The following is a 19,752-nucleotide window of genomic DNA, read 5'->3' as shown; positions in this document are numbered from 1 at the left end:
TGAAACGCAGTGCAGCCGTGCCGGTGCCGCGATGTCGTGAAACAAGGTGCCGTTCCAGTCCCAGACGAGGGGGGCGAGAGCGATGAGCTGGAGGTGGCCCGCGTGATTGGCACTTCTCAGAATCAGACTGCCTGCGTGAGCGGGGAGGGGCCATGGTCGGCCGTGCGGGCGGCGCGTCGACGGTCCCACGCCGCTTGAGCCGGTGCTCACCCCGCCGAGACGTACCAGCGTTTCCTCCACGCGAAGACGGAACTCGTCCCGCTCGTACTGGATCAGTGGCGTCGCCGAGTGAATCCGTAGGCGGCTTCGCCGTCGATCAGCCGCCGCCGTGTCTACGGCGGCGGCCTACCCCGCCGGCCGCTGCAACTGTTGGACACCGAAGCTACGTTCCTCCGATGGAGAGGGGGTCGATGCGCGTCTGATATCTGGGGGCGTCCGTGATGTCGTGAGCGCTCGCAATGGAAGTTCTGAATTCAACAGGACGCCAGTGAGCCTCAAGTCCAGTGTCCGTGTTGTCCATTACTCGACGTCGGCGTTCGTGCCGTTTGCGGCAAGTTGGCGAAGGGCGCTGCGTTCGCGACGGTCAGCGGACAAAGGTCTACACATGTTGCTGCCAGCCCAGTTGGAGAGAGAAATGCAACGGGTGTTGGGGCTAGCGATATCCGTCCAGCCCAACACCGCCCAGTCTGAAAGCTGTTCGCAATTGCGGTGGAAGATGTACTGTGTGGGACAACTGGCATCGGGTCTCGACTCCGGACGCTGCGGAGGTCTGGACCACGGCGTGCCGCATGACCCCCGGGAGTCGGCCTGTTCCCCGGCGTAGCGCCGCCGATGCTGACTTTGTGCTGACTTGCTGACCTCGAAATGCCCTTTGACCTGCAACGATGCCTTCCCGTGCCTCTTCGGCTTCAACTGGCATCGGTTCTGAACCCTTTACCGGTCAACAGCGTGACGTGTTTGCCATCGCCGAGGAGTGCCACCGACTTGCCGGTGGCACTCCTCGCGCTGGGCACTTCGCTCGCCCACTCCGTTGCACGTGGGAGCCTCGGCTCCGACAGGCGTCACCGAGTACCGTGCGGGTTGCCTTAACGGAGCTTCGCGGATACGAACAGGGACAATCCGGAGCGGACGGTGCGGCTGAGCCTCCTGGGATGATGAAGGACCATCCTGGGGGGGCCGCGAACCTTCGCATTCTGCGCGCTCGAAACGGAGAAGCCTTGCGCGCGGTGCGGGCATGAACGTGATTGGAGCCCACGAACTGCTGTGCGTCGAGCATTAGGGGTGCAAGGGAATCGAGCGAGACTTCCGTGGGTGCGGCGGAGTAGGTCGAGAGTGACGTGTTCCTACGCTCTTGAATGCTGAACGGCGACGAGAGATGGGCTGGCTTCAAGCGCGTCACGGTGAGTGATGACGGGTAACTTGTGGCCGCTTTGATGAGCCGGGGAATGGGGCGGGTATCGCCCTTCCTGATCAGTTGAGAAGAGGGACGAATGTCAAGATTTCTGTCCCCACCAGCTTTGGAAGCCGGCTATGCGCGGACTGGTGCCCGGTCCGCGTACGGTGTTGTACTCGCCGAGCAGTGCGCGGGCCTGTCTGCACCTTCACGTCCACCCGTGAAGAAGTTCCCCGCGGGCGGCAGTCGCGGCTACTCAGGCAGAATGTCGCCAATGAATGTGTCGCCATCGAGATAGACGAGGGCGATGCCGGCATCGGAAAGGTAGTCCTTAAGGTCCTTGTCGCTCGGTTCGCTGGGCAGGAGAACGGCGACTCTGGGGTTGGGGGGCTCGACATGACGGCGGAAGTCGTGAAGTTGGCCAACGGCCATGCGCACTGCTTCGCGGCTGGTGTTGCCCTTGGCTTCGTACAGGACATGGTCGGTGACGTCGTAAAGGTCGGTCTGTAGGGTGCTCGCCTCTCCCTTGATCTTGATCTGATGGCGCTTCAGGACGTGGCCACGCCTCTGCAGGTATGCCTTGAAGCGCCTGAGTAGGACGGCTTCGCGGCGCTCCGTTTCGGTCTTGGCCTGTACCGACCGCGTGCCGTCCGTCTCCAGGTTGTCTTCCGATTCGACCACGGCGTTGGTGGCGACATCGGCCGACACCAGGGTGGTCTTGGTCTCTTCTGCGGGCGGGATGTCGTCCTTGGCGTCGTGCTCGACGTCGCCGGAAGGGCGAAGGCGGAAGACAATGACGTTGCGGAGGTCTCCGTTGTCGTCGGGGGCCTGACGAATCACGTAGGGCTGGTCGGGGTCGAGTGTGAATTCACCGACGTAGCGCTGGTACTTGGCACCCGAACCGGGGACCTTGCCGTTGGCGATGAAGACGCGGAGAGTCCGGCCAGCTTCGACGTGCTGGAGGATGGCCTTGTTGCCGGAGCCTTTGCGGCCGGTGAAGGTCTGGTCGCCGACTGTGCCGGCCCCGGTGTATTCGAAGACGGCGCCTTGCTCGTCCGTCTCGGCGAGCCAGCCGTCGTAGTAGCCGTAGCGGTGACCGGCTTCGTGATCGGTGTAGATGAGGATGTTTGGAGTGGTTACGGAGGGTACGATGCCCCCCTGCGGTCCGCCACCGAAGAGCTGCATCATCTCAGCACGGGTAGTGATCTGCCCGGGCCTGATCGTCGTAATGCGCGCGTCCAGCGCTTCGGCGCTGCGGTTCGGCTCCTTCAATTCGGGGCGATCGGGCGCCGGAGAATCATGCGATTGTGTCTCGTCCGCTCCCGAGGAGGAGAGCCCCAGTAGCTCCAGCGTCGGCAGCGACGCATGACCAAACGGCTTGGCTTCTGCCGGGATTTCATCTGGGCCGTGTACTCCCTGAGCCACTACTGGCAATCGTCCTTGGCTGTTACCCGGCGAGGAGACATAGCGGCTCAGTACTCGGTGAAGCCGCCACACTTCGTGCTCTGCCAGATCCTGCCGCAGTCGAGCCTGAATCTTCTGAGCCACGACCAGCTCCACCGCGCCGCCCGCGTCTGTGTCCAGCGTGAACACTCCAGCAGTCAGAACTTCGGCGATGTCCGCCGTCGTCGCCTCCGGAACGAGCTCCTGGCGGATCAGATGCAGCAGTCCCAGACTCAGTCGGTCGAACGGCGAGCAGAGGACCGCTAGCCGGGCCGCCGCGGGCGCCGACGTCCGCAGAAAGCCCTCGGCCCGTGCCTCCGGGCCTCTGGACGACGACGGACGCGAACGGCCGTGGCGCACATTGCGACCGCTGGGCGGGACCAAGACTGCGGCGCAACCGTCGGGCGCTCCGCGCATCACGGTTCGCGACCAACGGTCCAGGGAGTGCGGTGACAGCGACAACACAGGGATCGGGAGCCACCTGCCATCGGCTTCGCCCTCATTCGGCAGCAAGGACGGACGCTCGAACGTGAATTTGGAATTGTCCGCGCCTGGCGGGCCCGATGACACCCGGACGGTCGGCAGATCCAGGCCCGTACGGCGCCACACCTTGGTGGGTAATGGGTTGAGCAATGCGACGGGGGTCGTCTGCGACCACTCACGCAGCTGCTGCCAGATCGTTGGCGCCCGCCATGCTCTGGCCGCGCAGTCCGACACGGTCACCACTAGTCGGCGACCGTTCGGAGAGCACACTTGTCCAGCCGCCGTTGATCGGCCTTGGCGGTCGTGTAGTTCGATGCCGGAGCCTGCAGTGAATGTCAGATCGCGCACCTGGAGGGTACGGAAAGCCCCGAGCCGGTCCAGCACGTTGACGAAGGCATCAATAGTCTCCTGCCACACCTGCATAGAAGGGGAGCGGTCCACGACCAGGACCAAGTCGAACCACCGCTCTGGTGCCGCGGTGAAGACCGGGATCAACTCACCGCTTCGGGCGTAGCTGTCCACGGTTGCATCGAGGTCCAGTGCATGGCACCGCCCCATATACCAGGGCTGCTTCCAGGGACGAAGCGCTCTTGTAACCTCTAGTGCCAGCGGCAGCGCTGCTGCGCGCGGTACGCCCACCGCATGCCCACGGACCTGGGAGTCCGATCCGGGAAGGCGCTCATGCAGCGCGCGGCTTTTGGGCGTGGCCGAAGGCGCTTGCGCCTCTGCTCGGGGGCGGTCGGTGGCGAGGGTTGCGAAAGCCGGTGTGGTGGCCGGGGGCTGAAGTTTGGAGCCCGAGTCCAGTGATTCCGACGAGGTCTCACTCATCCGGGTGGCTAGCCAGAGGGCGTCCGCGATGGCTGTCGCATCCAGCTGTGGGGCCACAGCGTGCAGCATCGAGACTGCCAGGCTCAACGATGTGGCATCCGGTTGTGCAGCCGGCGATGCTGACGGTGGTGCCCCGTGCCGGTCCTTGGTTGATGCTCCCGACGCTGACTGTTCAGGCATGGGACAGCTCACGGAGGACCAACTGCATGATTCTCTGCGCGTCGCTCTGCTCGTTCTGCGTGACCTCGCCCTTAGGGGCAGCCACTCCGGTCAGCACATGCACTGCGTTTAGCAGTTGGTCCACGGCGAGGCTCTCACCTGCCGCGAGCCGCTCGACGAAGATCTTTATTAGGGAGTCGACAGAATGGGATTGCTCCTCGTTGATCTCCAGGTGTGCCGCGACGACCTGGCGTAGTGATTCGACCGTCGGCGTCGGCATCGTGTAGCGGATGCAGCGGCGGAGAAACGCTGACGGGAAGTCCCGTTCGCCATTGCTCGTCATCACAATGAACGGGAAATCAACACACTGCACCCGGCCTTTGGTGACGGGAGGGCGAGCTTCACTGCCCCACTCACGGACATGGACGACGTCGTCCCGGTACCTGGCCAACTCCGGAATCTCGAACTCACCGCGTTCCAATACGTCGAGCAGATCGCTGGGCAGGTCCAGATCGCTCTTGTCGATCTCGTCGATCAGTAGTGCACGAGGCCGCTTTGCCGGCAGGAGAGCCGTTCCCAGCGGTCCCATATGCAGGAACGGGGCGATGTTATCGCTGCCGGAGGCGCCCTCCAGCCTCTGCGCGTGGATGCGGCCCAGAGCGTCATAGCGATAGAGCGCATCCGCGAGCGTACTGCGGGAGGTGATGTGCCAGCGCAGTACATTGCCGAGTTTCAACTCGGCCGCCACCTGTTCGATGACTGTCGACTTGCCCGCCCCTGGAGCGCCGGTCACGAGTAGGGGACGGCGCAGAGCCAGCGCGGCATTGACTGCTTCGATCAATCCCGGCGGCGGCTGGAACTTCTGGTGAAGAGCCTCCCGGGGGAAGTTGCGCCACGGTGGCGGATCACCGAGCTCCACGTCCCGAGGATTGCCGTCACCGACGTAGAAGGGGTTCCAGGTCATACTGTGTTCTCTCCATCGGTTGAGCGTGTCTCGAACCAGTCGCAGAAGTCCAGCCATTCCGTGTCGTGCCACACGGACCTCAGCCGTGCGAGATTCGCCCGGCCTTCCGCTGGGCCCCCCTGCCCGGCGTGTCCCTGCCAGGTGTGGCGATAGGCGACGCTAAATTCGCCCGGCAGTTGGTCCCAGTAGCGTTCCACGCTCTCACGGGAGGCCATAGGCAAGTCGCCCTCGCTTTCCGGCCAGAGCACAATAGGGGCATAGGCCAGCAGGTGCTGCATGAACTCCTCCAGCCGGTTGGGCCGGTGACTGAGGGCCAGCGCACCCTCGTAGGCGCCGTTCTGCAATCGCTTGGTCAACTCCTCCGGGTGGCTGATTTCATGTTGCCCGAGCCAGTCCACGGGGGCGCCGTTGCCACAGTCGGCCTTCATCGCAGTAAGCCGCTCACGGGCATAATCGTTTATCCAGAAGAGATGGTCAGGCGGGCATAGCCTGTCGCTCCAGCGCAGTACGACCTCGTGCCTGACGCCCAGCCGCACTCCGAGATTCGTTTCTTCTGGTCGCCAGCGCACCAGCAGGGACGATGGCGCGGCGATCTCGATGCGCCTGAGTTGTGCACCAGCCTGCGTAGCCTGGCGTGAGGCCCACTTCAGCACCTTCGCGAGCTGCTGTTCGACCCCGGACTGTGTGGGGGTGCAGGGAAACTCTGCGCGTGCCACCTGCTCGCCGTGGTCGAGCAGCCAGGCCAGCAGCGTCTCTGGCCACTGGTCTGCGAGTGCCGCATGCAGACTGACCACCAATCGTAGACGCGACGCCTCAACCTGCTCGGTCAATGCGGCAAAGGAGTCGTTCAGCTCCACAACGGCGCCTACGGCCCTGGCCCACGCTGATAGCTCGGGGGTGTCAGGCCCGAGGCCGTCTTCCATGGCGAGCGTCGCGATGAACGTGGCCAGTGGTGCTGTGTTGCTGCCTCCTACTCGGGGAGCCCGGAGCCGGAGCGACTCTACACAGGCGCGCAACAGGTCGCTGCCGACGGCGTCCGGCGAGTAGACCGTGCTGCCACCAGCTGCACGCCCTGCGCGTTTGAGCCGGCTGGTGGTCAATCGGTTGCCCGGCCAAGAGAGGAGCAGATCGACGGTGCGGATGGAATCCACCAGCCCGTCGATCACACGCAGTGCAAGCGTCACGACGTCAGTGCTGCCCACACCGCCTTGCCTGCGACTGTGCAGCCTCTGCCTTAGGTCTTCCAGATCTGCGGGGGTGGAGATCGGGAGCGGTGACACTTCTTCACCAAGCGGCAGCAGGGCCCACCTCAGATCCTCCTCGCCTACCGGCCCCAGCAGAGTCCCGCCTCCTTGCCGATGCCGGATATTGCGCGCCAGCCAGGGGTGCCGTCCGACCGGATCGCCATCTGCCACCACCAATCGGGCGCCCGTATTCGTCGCCTCGTTAACGGCCCGGCGCACATCCTCCGAAGATAGAAGCTCGCCGGCGCCAGAGATACCGTGGCGCAGCACACGCACCAGTCCTCGGGTGAAGGCGAGCCCGTATGCGTTCTCGCTGACGCCCACCGACATCAGCAGCGACAGTCTTGTCGCGCCCTGGCGGACTCCCGCGTCTAGCGCAGCGATGTCCGGCGTGGCCCCGCCCGCGTGACAGGTGTCCACCAGGGCGATGACTCCCTGGACTCCTTGGGTGTCCAGAGCTTGAGTGAGTAGTTCACCGACATTCACGACGGTGGTTGGTTCGTCACTACGGGAGTCGCCCGCCATCAGAAACAGCCTGGGGACGTTGCCGAGGGTGGTGCCGTGACCTACGAAGGCCAGCACGAGTACAGCTTGTGCTTGACCTGCCCGCTGGGCCGCGTCGCGGACGGCCTTTTCGATCTGCGCTTGTACCACAGACGGGCCGTATAATAGTGAGTTCACGCCTGGGCTCGCGTCCTCGCAGCCGCCCACCCAGTGGTCCCGGAGGGTGGTGTGTAGAGAGTTCGCCACTTCTTCCAGACCATCGAGAAAGCCGAGGTCCGGGCACTGAGGAGCGATCACCAGGAGGTGTCGGGGCGGGGCTGCGAGAGTCATATGGCCGTTACTGCCTCAAGCGTCTCGAGGACTGGTCCAGCTACGCCCGGCTGAGCGAGATACTTAGCCGCAGGGTGAACCCACGCACCGTCGGAGTCGACTCGCCTGCTCACTGGTGTCACCGAGGCAGCATTTGCGGCGACAAACCTCTCTAGCTGAGGCTGACCGACAATGAAGTCATCACGGTCCCAGAAGTTTAACCAGGCGCTGACCGCCGCAGGAACTCGTAGAGGCTGGGGGCGCATTCGGGGGCCTACCGCCGTCCGCATCCCGATCGGGGACCCCAGTGTTACCAGCAGCGGCACCACACCCGTGTGCTCGTGGAGAGCCTCGAATGTGACGACCGTGCCCAGTGAATGGGCGACAACGATGGTGGGTCCTGACGGATTCAGGTCCTGGGCGACAAGGTCGCGGATCCGCCGGTCCAGACTCAGCCCGGATCCGTCCGTGTCGCAGCGGGCAAGATATCGCCTCACCTGACCGAGGCGATGGACCATCATCCTCGCGCTTGCCCAACCGCCCACCCTGCGCAGTCCCGGCAGCGCCAACAGAGTGTTCGCAGAACTGAGTGCCCGTCGGAGGACATCGCCGGCTCCCTGCTGCTCTCCCTCGGGGGCCAGTTGAGACCTTGCCCGTCGCAGCACGCGTGCTTCGTGCTCGTTTTCGGGTTCGAGCAGCCGCTCGTCGACTGAGTCGAGCAGCAGCTCAACCAGTGTCTCCGTATCGGCGTCGACTGCATCGCCCTGCGGAGCCACCCCCTGTGCTCCGCCGTCAAAGAACAGATCGCCGTAATAGGCGAATCGGATATCTAGAGCTTTGCCGTGTAGCAGCTCAGGAATCCGCCGGCTATGCCCTGCGGCCTGTGCTCCGCTGGCCAGCGCTCGCAGCCACTCGTCCAGCTCGGTAGCGGCGTTGCGTGGCCCGCCCACCCCGTGCACGAATACCAGACGCGGCTTCATTAATCCCCCGGAGCTCCTGAAAGCCTCACCCAGGTGTGCCGCTGGGCGAGCAGCGAGGATACCAGTGATGCTGGCGTGAGACTGGGCTTGGGCCCGGGCGGGCCGGCGGCCGCGATCGAGTGGTGTCGAGGTCCGTCACATCTACGCGATTTCCGCGTGCTTCAGCGGTGAGGAGCCGCCGATGCGGGGGAAGTTCGAAGTCAACGTCTTCGCAGTCGTCCGGCGGGACTCGCGGATGGAAGGGCTGTCGATCTGGGCCTTGGTCCGGAAGTACGACGTGCACCGCAGGACGGTGCGAGAAGCCCTACCGTCAGCTTGGCTAGCCTGCTCACAAGCTGCCGCCCCGCTCGCCGCGGCTGGTCCGTTAGGAGTAGGTCCTGAGCCCAGCCTGATCGGAGCCGCACTAATGTCCAAAGTCGGCCTTCCAGACTGTGTAGGCATTCATGGAGGGCTTGATTTGGGAACTCCATTGTTTCCTCGAGCCTCTTGAGCGTGCCCCTGGCGCCCGCTGTGGGCGCCGTCAGGCACTCACTGAACTGCTGCGTAGTAGCCAACCTGCCTCGTCCGACGACACGTCTTTACTATTCTTCCCTCTAGCGAATATTGCCTGGGACATCTAGATAGATACCGGAAACCTGGGAGATGTGATGAATCGGACGCATCACAGTCAGCACCTCTGCCGAGCCCGGGTTCCATTGGCTAGGGTCGGGGTGCTTACGGAGGATGGCGGAGGCGAGGGTTAGCACCCTAGACAACCGTGGGCACGTGCACGTCATGTCAGAGCCGAAGAGGCTGACGAAGGCAGATCCGGCGTTTGCTGGCTTGCCCTAGAGCGCATCGGGCTGCCCGCTGAGCGGCGGGTCTTCGTGAACGATCGCGCGGTGATTCTTTCATCGGCGGGAGCGCCGGGCAGCACTACCATCCACTCAGCGGACGAGGAGGTCGCGAACGCTACTCGCTACTCCGTCTGTACCGCTCGCACCGGAACTGACGTCCTGTGGATGGGTCTTCGGAGAGCGGCGATCTGGCCTCTCAATGATCGCCGCTTTCTCCTCCCTTCGGGACGTCAGCCGCAGCGGCTGCGTCTTCCTGATCGTGCACGCGCAGGGATTCCGCACCAAGCGCGGTGACGACTTCGGGCGCTAGACGAACTAGCGCTGGCAGGCAGATGCTCCAGTGGCCGGCGCAGAGGGCTTGTGCCACCAGTGCTGGCGCACGGTCGGAGTCGGAATCGATCGCGATCGCCGTCAGGGTCCTGGCACGCTCGGCAGAATCGGGAATGCCGACGGCAATCTCCGCAGCACGTGCGGTATCGCCGCTGCCCGCGTGACCGCGGGCGATCTCGCCGAGAGTGCGCGCTCGCTGGAGAGGCTCGGTGATCGACTGGGAGATGCGCTCCGCCTCGTCAAGGGCGCCGGATGCCACCGCAATCCGCGCGACGGCCGTGAGAGCCGTCGCCCTTTCTGCCACATCGGAGATGGCGCCAGCGATCCGCTCCGCGCGTCCGAGACAGCCTGCGTACGCCGTGGCTGAGGTGACGACACTCAGGGCTTTCTGACGGAGCGGTGGGCTGGCGATCGCATTGATGAGCTGTTCAGCGCGATCTGAGTCGCCTGCCAGGGCCAATTCCTTCGCGATAGCGGTGATAGACATGTCTCGGCTCGTCGGGTTGGGCAGTGCGTCGGCTACGGCGAAGGCACGCTCGATGAGTTCTTCGGCCGTTCGCCTGTCGCCTGTCTCCGCGGTCTCCGTCGACAGTGAGGCGAGAGCCTTGACCCGTAGTGCGGGAGAGACGATGGACTCCACAGCCTCTCTGACCCTCTGCACGTCACCGTCCTTCGCGGCTGTACGTGCATCGTTGATCAGAGCATCTGCCTGTTGAAGGTGCACGTTGATGGGAGAGGGAGACCACGGCAAGTACCTCATCTTTGTGGCACCCGGGTTCCCAGGCCTGGCGGGCGGGCGACGCTGCTGAGGCGACCTCTCACGCTCACTGGGGGCAATCCGTCCTCCACGCGACAGCGCGGCGAGGGCCTTGCTCCTGCACTCCGGATCTTCGATCGAACGGGCAACTCTGGCCACCCGTTCTTGATCGTCGCGGGTTGCTCCTGCCTTGACGATCAGTAGCAGTGCCGTTGACCTTTGCGCCGCGTCGACGATGGAGGCGGCGATGCCTTCCGCCCGGCCGAGGTCACCGGCCAAGGCGATGGCTTCCGCTACAACGGTCAGCGAACGGTCCCTCTGCGGTACGTCGGAAATGCCGCGGGCGATCCCTTCGGCCTGATCCAGATCACCGGTTGAGGTCGTGGCCTGCGCGAGAATGGCATGGTCCCTTCCGATGTGACTCCGTCCGTTCATGGATCGCGCCCTGGCTTCCGCCTCCGTGGCGAGGTTCTCGGCACGTTTCACATCACCGTTCGCGGCCAGGCCTGATGCCACAATGGCCAGAGCTGTCGCTCGTCGGCCAGGGCTGTCGAAGCTGCTTGCAATGGCTATGGCGTGATCCGAGGCACCGGAGAACGCCATGACCCGGGCGATGGTGATGAGGTATTCGCACCTTGCGGCTGTTCGGGTCACAGCGCGAGCTGACTCCTCGGCCTGGCGAAGGACCACGCTCGCTCTTCTCTCCATGCCAGCTTCCGCCATCTCCCTAGCGACTGCGGCGAGGATCCAGGCTCGACGGCCCGGATTTCGAAGCGACGACGCGAGAGACTCGGCTTGCCTCGCGAGGTCCGCAGCTACCCTCCCGGCGCCGGCTGCGTTCGCCGCTCGCGCGACGACGGCGAGCGCCTGCGCCCGATCGGATCGAGGGCGCACCGAGCGGGCGATGTCCCGAGCCCGGCGCCAGTCACCGGCGTCAGCGAACTCAACTACTACGCCGCAGAGGGCATGGGCGCGCTCGGATTCACGTGGCACCGACTTCGCGAGAGCAAGGCCACGTTTCACGTCCCCGCCGGCTGCGGCGGCACGTGCGACAACACCGAGGACATGTGACCGCTGCGCTCCGCTCACCATCGAACAGGTCAGCTCTTCCGCACGTGCGACGAGCACTCGCGCCCGATCCAGGTCTCCCGCACGGGCGAGGGCGCGGGCGATCACCGCGTATGCGTGAGCCTGTCCGCCGGCCTCAGTAACGGCAGGGACGTACCGCTCGGCTTCCTCGGCCACCTTCCGCGCGCGCTGAATATCACCGGCGTCGGCCATGTGACGTGAAACCGAAGTGAGCGCCCGAACTCGCCGCGCTGGTGTGGTGATCGAGCGAGCCAGGGCCTCGGCACGGCTGTGTCTGCCGAGTTGAGTCCAGACCACGGGCAGGTACGTGGGAATGTGATCGTTTCGTTGGGTGAGCTTGGCTCGGTGGACGGCCAACTGGCTAAGCGCGACGAGGTCAGGCGTGGGGGAGCGGACCAGGATCTCTTGCGCGGTTGCGATCTCCGCGAGTGCAACACTGTCGCCGCCAATGGTGTCCAGCATGCGGTGGTGCCGGTATGGGTCTGTAGCGCAAGTCACCATGCGGGGGATGTCGCCCGTACTGTGGAGCAGCTTGAAGTAGCCCTGTAGGAGGTACTCGGGCGAGCCAGTCGGCCACTGCGCCGCGCGAAACCCCTCGGCCCATCCGTGGATCCGTTCCCGGTATTCGGCCAGGCGGGCCTCACCGAGAAAGCGCAGCGCCTGTCGCTGGATCTCTTCGTGGCCGAGGACATAGATTGCCACCTGCGATCGCCACCGCCCCGGCCGCGAGGCGAACGTTCGTCCGGAGACCGCCCCGAGCTGACTCCCGACCTCCCCCTCCGAGAGTCCGGCGAGCTGCCCCAGGTCCGCTTCGGAAAGCCCTCCTCCCGCTGCTGTCAGCAGACCGAGCAGATCTTTCTCGACCGTAGTTCCGTGCAGCAGTCTCTTGAGTTCGCGCTCCGCATCTTGTCGGACCACCGCTGCGTGGGGGGATGCAGCCAGTGTCCGCACGATCTCCGGCTGGCGCAGCGGGTGGTCGTCGGGGACGTCGACGGGGATCGGCGGATTCGGCCGCCCAGCGACGATGACGCGCATGCCGACCGGCGGGTCGGCCGGCAGAATCGCTGCGATGCTGTGCGCGTCCGGACCGCTGGTCACACCACGGTCCTCGTCCAATCCGTCCACGACGAGGACCAGGCGTTCGCCCCTCCCCTGGCACAGGCCCGCCGCACGCTCGAACGCCCCCAGCAGATGCGCCTCGCGGGTGGCGTCGGTGAGCATTAGCGGCATGGGTTCGCCCAAGAGCTCCCATGCCTGTTCGAGGATCACCTCGGTGAACGCCTTGCTGTCAGCCTGCCCTGCCCATCGGGCGGTGATGAAGAAGGACAACACCCGCACGCCAGGAGGCGGATTCAGCACGAAGGTTGACAGCAGTGCTGACTTGCCGGCCCATGCCTCGGCTCGCCACCACATGTACGGATGTCCTGTTTCGGAGGATGTGCAGAAGAGTGCCAACTCATCCAACTCGCCCTTCCGCGACCGCAGTCGATCCGGCGCGATTCGACGTACCTGCGACAAGTAGGCGGAGCGCACGGCGGGCATGTGCGGGGCCGAATGGCCCGTGCCTTCGATCCCCTCGTCCTTCGACGCAGAAACGGCGAGAGGAAAGCCGATCAGATCGCGTTGTAGGGAGTCGACCGACTTCGTCGCGGCGGCTGGCGCGTATCGTCCGACGAGTTCGCATAGTCGGCTGAACAACCGATCCGCGATCTCCGCTGTACCGGCCTTGATGACGCCCCGGAGTCGTCCCACTGCCAGCGTGCGGTCCGTCTCGTCGATACCTTCAAGTCGCACTTCTCGAAGCCGCAATGCCCCGAGCAAACGCCAGGTCAGCTCGGCCGCGGATACGTCGGTCGTGTCGATTTTCTCGCCCGCCGCGGCCAAGGCGATGACGGCGTCGAGATGCCGCAGTCGCTCCCGTACCGCTCGATGCGTCCGCCCGGTGCGGGAGACCTCGAAACGGAACTGGTCCGAACTATTGGTGTCGCGGGCGATCCCAGCTAGTTCCCGGAGCTCTTGTACGTGTGGGTTGGGGCTCGCCACGACCAAGGCGAGTCGCCAGCTGCCCTCGGCGACCTCTGCGCCGTGTTCCTGGACTACCCGGAGGTAGGAGCCCATCAATTCGACCGTTGCTCGGTTGCTGGGCACGAACGACGGGTCCCTCCGGACACCGATGGAGACTTGCCGCCGAGTTCCGTCGGCCGAATGTCCGCACAGCAGCAGGTCGTCGACCGCGCTGGAGGCACTTGCCTGGAAGACCAGTTCGTACGGGGTGACATCATCCCCGAGCTCGGCTACGGGGTCGGCTGTGAGCAGATGGCTCAGCAACAGCGCGCCGTAGCGGTGCTCGAGGACGGTTCCACCGCCGCCCGTGGCATACGGGCTCGCATGCCTTGCGTTGTTCTGGGCACGGGATTGATCAGGCACTACTCCAGCCTACGGGCCCTTGTTGCGTACCGCTGATGGACAACGGATCAAACTCGTACTCGGGGGGCGGCCGGTCTCGGAGCGTGGTCAACCGACTGGCAGTGGCGCCCGCAGGAGGGTGCGGGCACGTTCGGCCATCGCCTGATCGCTGTCCTCGGCGGCTCGCGAGCTCACGCGGGTGTGGGACTCCAACCGCTCGGTTGCGGCGGCCATGCGCGGCGGACGGTCGGGTCCAGCATGTGGAGCTGCTTTTCGTCCTGGGCGAGGGCGTCGAGCATGCGCAGCCTTTCCAGGGCCTGTTGCGGTGCGGGGTGGGAGTCCTGGAGAAGTTCCACCAGGTCGTCCCATGGGAGCGGTTCATCAAGGGCGGCGAGGTCAGTCAGGAGCGTGCGCATGTCAGGGGATGCCGTGAGCCCGAGGCCGTCCAGCAGGGCGGTGCCGAGCGCCCCAGAGGTGACTTCCTCGTCGATGTTCTTGCAGATCGTGAGAACGCGGCGACCCTGACGGGCCTGTACGAGTGCTTCGTCCAGGAGGATCGGCCAGCCCCCGGTGGTTTCCATGAGCCGGTTACGGGCTTCCGTCTCGGCGAAGGGCGCGAGCGCCTCCACGTCGGTGGCCCAACTACTGATTCCCTCAAGAGTGACCCGGCGCAACGGGATCAGGGCGTTGTCGGGATCGAATTCCGTAGCGAGGGCGAGATGTTCGGCCTTGCACGCATCGGCGAGGGCGACAACAGTCCGGGTGACACCTGCGGGCGGCTGGATCGTCTCCGCCTGCCGGAGGCTGGCCCGAGCCTTGTCGATGTCGTTGAAACGGCTGAGCTTCACCACCACGATGCGGTGCAGTGGACCGGGCTTGCCCGTGCTTAGCAGCTCCTTGTAATGGGACGGTGATGTGGAACAGACGATCGGGTCCAGTTTGGAGGGGGCCCTCTTTTGCTGGTCGTCCAGGACGTTGGCAATGCTGCCCAGGCCGGTGGCGGCACTTCCGATGACGATCCGCAACTCGTTTCCCGGGGTGGTGAGGCGGGCGAGCTGCTGTTCGGTGAGCGGGCTGATGCGGTTGTCGGCAGCGATGGGGCGCCGTGCCTGAGCCGCGGTCAGCTTGGTCAGCGGCTTGGAGGTGTCGTGGTTTTCCAGTGCCTCCTCAATGGCATGCTGGTTGCCGAGGAGGCGAAGAACATTGGACGAGCGCAGCCTCCATCCCTGCGAGTCGCCGGCCAGAATGCCCAGGCCGGTCATTTCCTCCAGCAGCGCACGGAACTCGTCGGGCCCCTGGCCGGTGAACCCCTGCGGCCACCAGTCGTCGCACGCCCTGCTCAGCGCTCGGGTAGTTATCCGGCAGTCGACCCCGCCTGCATGGGCTTCGAGGGCCACAACGAGCGCGATGAGCTTGTAGCGGGGATCCAACTCAAGGGTCAGATTGATGGTGTTGCGCGTACGGTCGGTGAGTTCCTGCGACCCGATGACGCGTTCGAGGACGGCGTTGTCGACCCGCCACGGTGGTGTGCCAGGAGCAGGGGGCGTGCCGACGCGAGTGTTGAGGGACGCCTGCACAAGCGCCTGCCCTGCGAGCTGGAGCAGCTTGGGGTGGTAGTTGCAGTAAGCGAGGATCCGGTGGATGAGCTCGTCGGGGATCCGAGTCCCCAGGGCCTCCAGAGGCTGCCGGACGAGCCGGAAGGCCGGTGCCGGCGCCAGCGGCCCGATGACGACGGGCTTACCGAAGTGGGCGTCGTAGAGGGGCTGGTTGGGAAGCCCGGAGAAGCGCTGCACCTGGTGGAGGCCGGCGAAGACGGGCTTGAACCTGCGGTTGGTGGTGCTCATGAGTTCACGCAGACGAGTCGTCTGGGGGAAGTTGTCCTGGGCTTCGGCATCGAAGAAGATGTCGCACTCGTCGAACAGCACAAGGAGACGGCGGGCGTCGTCGTCGTCGAGCCAGGTGGTGATGGCGGCTGTGACACGCTGTTGCGCGGTGCCGCGCCGGGTCTGCCGGGCCGGGACGACGTCCTTGCGGTCGAGCTCGCGGCCGATCATGTCCCACAGTTCGTCGGTCTTCTGACCGAGCCCGAGGGTGGTGGGCAGCGGAATATAGAGAGCGACGTGATCCTTCGTCGTCTCGAAACGACGCGCGGCGGCGCGCAGGAGCGCCGACTTGCCGAGCTGACGTCCCCCGTACAGCAGCTGGGCGCCTGTCATGGAGGTGATGTCGTTGAGCTCTTGCTGGCGCCCGTAGAACATCTCGCTGGGGACGGATTCGTTTGCGTCGGGCCGGTAGGGGTTGGTGGCGGCGAACGGCGCGAGGATGCGCTCCGTGGTGGTGAACCGGTTGCTGGCCTTGGACGCCAAGTAGGTCAGGGATGCGGCGTCCAGGCACAGCAGGGGCTTCATGGGCTGTTTGGCGGTCTGCAGGGCGAGCTGACGTCGGGAGGCCGCCGGCAGCGTGCCCAGGACGACGACGAGGACGGGGAGAGTGCTGGTGTCTTGGTCCGCCCAGGCGGTCAGGGTGGTCACGTCCGATACGTCGGGGGTCAGCAGCACGCGCAGTCGGCCGCCCGCTTCGGAGCCGAAGGCCGGGAGCCGGCATCCGCCCAGCAGCTGGACGTCGGTCAGTTCGCTCCACTTCCGGTTGGGGGCGTGCGGGCCGACCGGGTGTTCCTTGCCGTACTCGATGCCCGCGATGCGCAATGCGCCGCGGAGCAGGTTGTTGCCGTTTTTGAAGGTGCGCCAGTTCTTGAGGAGATGGGCCCAGGAACGCAGCGTCTCGGTGGTGGTGTTGCGCTCGCGGGTGCGCAGTTGGGAGAAGTCCAGACCGGCGTGTGTACCGCCGCTGCCGACGGCGTCGACAAGGGCGGGGGTGATGCCCTCGGGGAGGCTGTCGGGCACCGAGGGGAAGAACCCTTCGAGGTCGTTCTCGGGCGCCGAGGTGGGCGGGTGTTCCCCGGCGAGGGCGGTGAGCAGGTAGTCCTCCGCCGTTGCCAAGTCGCCTGCGTCGACGAGCTGCGTGATCTTCGTCATCACGTCGTCGGGGACGCCGCCCGGCGCGTTGTTGATCTCGTCCTTGGCGCGTTGCATGAGGTCGGCTCTGGCCAGGTCGGCCAGCTGGGGCATGAGTTCGTTGACGGAAGTGAGCTGCCGGTGCACGGCGCTGAAGTCGTCGCCGGCCAGGTCGGCTTCGGCGGCCTCGACCCGTGTCGTGATGTCGGAGCGCCCGGGTTCGGGGAGGCGGCCTTGCCGGGTGGCGGTCGCCACTTTGCCCCGGACCTTGTCGATCTCGGCGCGTGCTGCGGTCAGCGCATGGCCGCGGGACTGCTCGACGGCGTCCCGAAGGGAGTTGTCGTCCTTCTCGGACTCGCTCTCAGCGACCTCCACCGCGGCACGTGCCGCCGCGAAGTTTCCGGCGGCCGCCTGTTCCCGCGCCGCCTGTGCCCAGGTGCAGCTCTGGGCGCGCTCAATGTCGTCCAGGGACACCGCGCGCGCCGGTTCCAGTGTCCTGGTCAGCGGGAGTCCGGAGCAGCGCAGCAGGCCCGCGTTGAGCGCGTGGTCCGGCGCCGGTTCCGCCCCGGGCAGGGTGGCGCCGTCCAGCAGCCGGATCGTGGTCCGGACACTGTCCAGGACCGTCTCGGTGATGGCGGCACTGAGCGGCTGGGAGACCGTGTCGGCGTGCGCGCGCAGCTCGGTGCACGCGTCCTCGGTCTGCGCGCGGACATCGTTGCGCAGAGTGACGAGAATGCTGTTCAGCGCGGGGGTACGGGCCGCGGTACGGGTGGCCAGCACCCAGGTGCTGACGATGTCGAGTGACTCCGCCGCGTATTGAAGGATGCGGCGACGGGCGGCGCCCTGCAGCACGGCGCCTTTGCCGCGGAGCCGGTCGTCGATGCCCTTGAGGGCCTTGCCCAGTGCGGCGGGGGTGAGTTCGCGTACGTGGGCCGCGGCCTGGTCGGCGCGGTCGCGTCGGTCGTCAGCTGCCACCGCGACCAGTGAGCCGATCAGACCGTCGGCATCCCACCAGGCGCGGATGATCATCTCCGCACGAGGGAAGTGCAGGTGCCGCGGTGCGGTGAGATGTAGGCGGGCGTCCTCCGAGGCACGGCTGACCTCGGTGTCGGCCTCGGTGACGCTTTCGAGGACGTTGAGGCCCCCTGCCGCCGTGAGTTGGCCCCGCGCGGAGGCGGTTCCAACCGCACGGCACAGTTGCTGAAGGTGCGTCATGTCGGAGCAGGCGTCTGCCAGGGCGTTGACCAGTTCACCGGCGTTGGGGTCGGCGGTGAGCAGGGCGGCTCGCAGGGCGGCGGCGAGCAGCATGATGCGCTCGTCCTGACCGGTCGCGCTGGGCCGGCTGCTTTCCCATTCGATGCGTTCGCGTACGGCGACGGCGCACGGACCTGTCTCCGAACGGACGCAGTGCGCCAAGTGAAGGGTCTCCAGCGCCCGTTGGAGGGAGAAACGATCGATGGCGCGTGCCGCGTGGCCGGCCAGCACGAGTTCGCCTGCCGAGATCAGACGTGTGATCAGGGCGGTGTGGGCGGGAGCAAGCGCCGGCGGCGCAGGCTGGGGGACGGGCGGTGCAAGGGCCTCCGCCTTTTCGCTGTCCGTCACTTCCTCCGCCGGAGGCACGGTGTGCTCGTCAGCGGGCAAGGCGGGAGGAGCGGCTACGAGCGTGGGAGCCGTCACGGGAGCGGGCGGCCCGTCGGATGGCTCCTCCGCTTCGGGTTCGGGGGCGGGAGCCGCGGGCGAAGGGGTCTCCTGCGGCGTCGGCAGGCCGTCAGCCGACTCCGTGATGTCGCCCGCCGGGGTAGCCGGCGCGGTCACCTTCCCTCGCAGGATCAGCGCGGCGACGCTGTTGACGTCCTGGGGAGCCTCCTTGAGGAGGACGAGCAGCTCGTCCACGGCGGAGTCGTCGTCGCTGGTATGGGCGTCGGCCAGTGCGACAAGCAGCCGCAGATGTTCCGTATCGGCTGGAGGGGCGTCGAGCAGACGCAGCGCCTGCTCCCGGATGGCCTCGAGGGGCATGCTGCCCGAGGAGCCCTGGAGGGCGGCGACACGCAGCATCGCCGCACGATTCCGTGCCTGATCAGACTGCTCGGCCGCGACAGTACTCGCGGCGGCGCACAACGCCCGGACATCGGCCGGATCGGGCGGCACTGCGACGGAGGTTCGGGCGCTGAGATCTTCGTGCAGGGCCAGTGCGGCTGTCCGCAAAGCGGTGAGCGTGACGATGGCCTCGCGGGTGGGCGCCTGTGCCGAGGCCAGATGCGCGGTGATGTGCGCTGCGGCGGACCGCGCCGAGACGAGCAGCGAATTCAGGTTCTCGGCCCGGCTGCTCCAATCGGTGGGCGCCGGCTGCGACCCCGCGGACGACGGTCCGGAGGTGAGTCCGGCATCGTCGGCAGGCGGCGACACCGCCTCTGTGCTGCCGACGTTCTGGGCGGGCGGCATGAGAGGAAGCCAGGCCTTCTCCAAGGCGGAGCACGCGTCGATGACGTTCTGCACGTCCTCCTTCGGCCACGCTGGCATGGGGAACCGCTGTAAGGCGTGCCGCAAGAGGGCGGTGTGGCCGGGCGAGAAGAGCGGAGCCGAAAAGGCGGCCAGCATCAGTTCGGGGCGAGACTCGGAGAACGCGGCGACGGCATCGTCGAGGTGCTGGTGGCCGCCGTGGCAGTGGTGGTCGTGAAGGGCGTCGGCAAGCGCTCTGAGCGTGGGCTGGGAGATCGTTCCCGCGGCCCGCAGCTGTATCTCGGCATTGCGTTTGCGCAGGGTGGCCAGACACTGCTCGGCGGCCCGCAGGCTGAGCCTGGCGGACGGCACACGCAGGTTCTGCAGCATCGCCACGCGGTCACGGTTGCGGACGCGTTGCAACAACTGGAGTAGGACGGTGGCGTCGAGTGCGGCGAGCACGTCCCCGACAGGGGTGCCCAGTTGCCCGACGGTCTGGCGAAGCTTCTCGGCCAGGTCGGCCGGCGGCCCAGGCAGCTGAGGTGCGTTGGATGGGTGTCGCGTCATGGTGGAC

At 66.1% G+C, this 19,752-nt stretch carries 6 protein-coding genes; all 6 read right to left on the bottom strand.

Annotation, left to right across the window (positions count from 1 at the left end):
* Positions 1–1,645: 1,645 nt before the first annotated feature.
* The 6 genes from STRTU_RS03755 to STRTU_RS03730 all read right to left on the bottom strand — a co-directional run bounded on the left by STRTU_RS03755 (position 1,646) and on the right by STRTU_RS03730 (position 19,745).
* On the bottom strand, positions 1,646–4,216 hold the full coding sequence (locus STRTU_RS03755; RefSeq protein ID WP_269777334.1) for an SAV_2336 N-terminal domain-related protein: 2,571 nt from the start codon (positions 4,214–4,216) through the stop codon (positions 1,646–1,648).
* Positions 4,217–4,319: 103 nt separating this feature from the next.
* Positions 4,320–5,270, bottom strand: coding sequence for an AAA family ATPase (locus tag STRTU_RS03750; RefSeq protein ID WP_159742226.1), 951 nt, complete (start codon positions 5,268–5,270; stop codon positions 4,320–4,322).
* On the bottom strand, positions 5,267–7,348 hold the full coding sequence (locus STRTU_RS03745) for a vWA-MoxR associated conflict system protein (RefSeq protein WP_159742225.1): 2,082 nt from the start codon (positions 7,346–7,348) through the stop codon (positions 5,267–5,269). Before STRTU_RS03745 ends, STRTU_RS03750 begins: the two co-directional genes overlap by 4 nt.
* Positions 7,345–8,307, bottom strand: a complete 963-nt coding sequence (locus tag STRTU_RS03740; RefSeq protein WP_159742224.1) for an alpha/beta hydrolase — start codon at positions 8,305–8,307, stop codon at positions 7,345–7,347. Before STRTU_RS03740 ends, STRTU_RS03745 begins: the two co-directional genes overlap by 4 nt.
* 1,032 nt (positions 8,308–9,339) lie before the next feature.
* The gene (locus tag STRTU_RS03735; RefSeq protein ID WP_159742223.1) at positions 9,340–13,746 is read right to left on the bottom strand and encodes a hypothetical protein; all 4,407 of its coding nucleotides are present in this window, start codon (positions 13,744–13,746) and stop codon (positions 9,340–9,342) included.
* Between the two features lie 170 nt (positions 13,747–13,916).
* On the bottom strand, positions 13,917–19,745 hold the full coding sequence (locus tag STRTU_RS03730) for an ATP-binding protein (RefSeq protein ID WP_269777333.1): 5,829 nt from the start codon (positions 19,743–19,745) through the stop codon (positions 13,917–13,919).
* Positions 19,746–19,752: the final 7 nt, after the last annotated feature.

The sequence above is a fragment of the Streptomyces tubercidicus genome (genome assembly GCF_027497495.1).
In the GTDB taxonomy this organism is placed as follows: Bacteria; Actinomycetota; Actinomycetes; order Streptomycetales; family Streptomycetaceae; genus Streptomyces; species Streptomyces tubercidicus.
Note: the sequence above shows the minus strand (reverse complement) of the source record. Positions and strands in the feature narration are given on the sequence as shown.

Coding starts and splice junctions, on each gene's coding strand:
- STRTU_RS03740 (WP_159742224.1), bottom strand. CDS start 8,307: ATGAAGCCGCGTCTGGTATTCGTGCACGGGGTGGGCGGGCCACGCAAC.
- STRTU_RS03730 (WP_269777333.1), bottom strand. CDS start 19,745: ATGACGCGACACCCATCCAACGCACCTCAGCTGCCTGGGCCGCCGGCC.
- STRTU_RS03745 (WP_159742225.1), bottom strand. CDS start 7,348: ATGACTCTCGCAGCCCCGCCCCGACACCTCCTGGTGATCGCTCCTCAG.
- STRTU_RS03750 (WP_159742226.1), bottom strand. CDS start 5,270: ATGACCTGGAACCCCTTCTACGTCGGTGACGGCAATCCTCGGGACGTG.
- STRTU_RS03755 (WP_269777334.1), bottom strand. CDS start 4,216: ATGCTGCACGCTGTGGCCCCACAGCTGGATGCGACAGCCATCGCGGAC.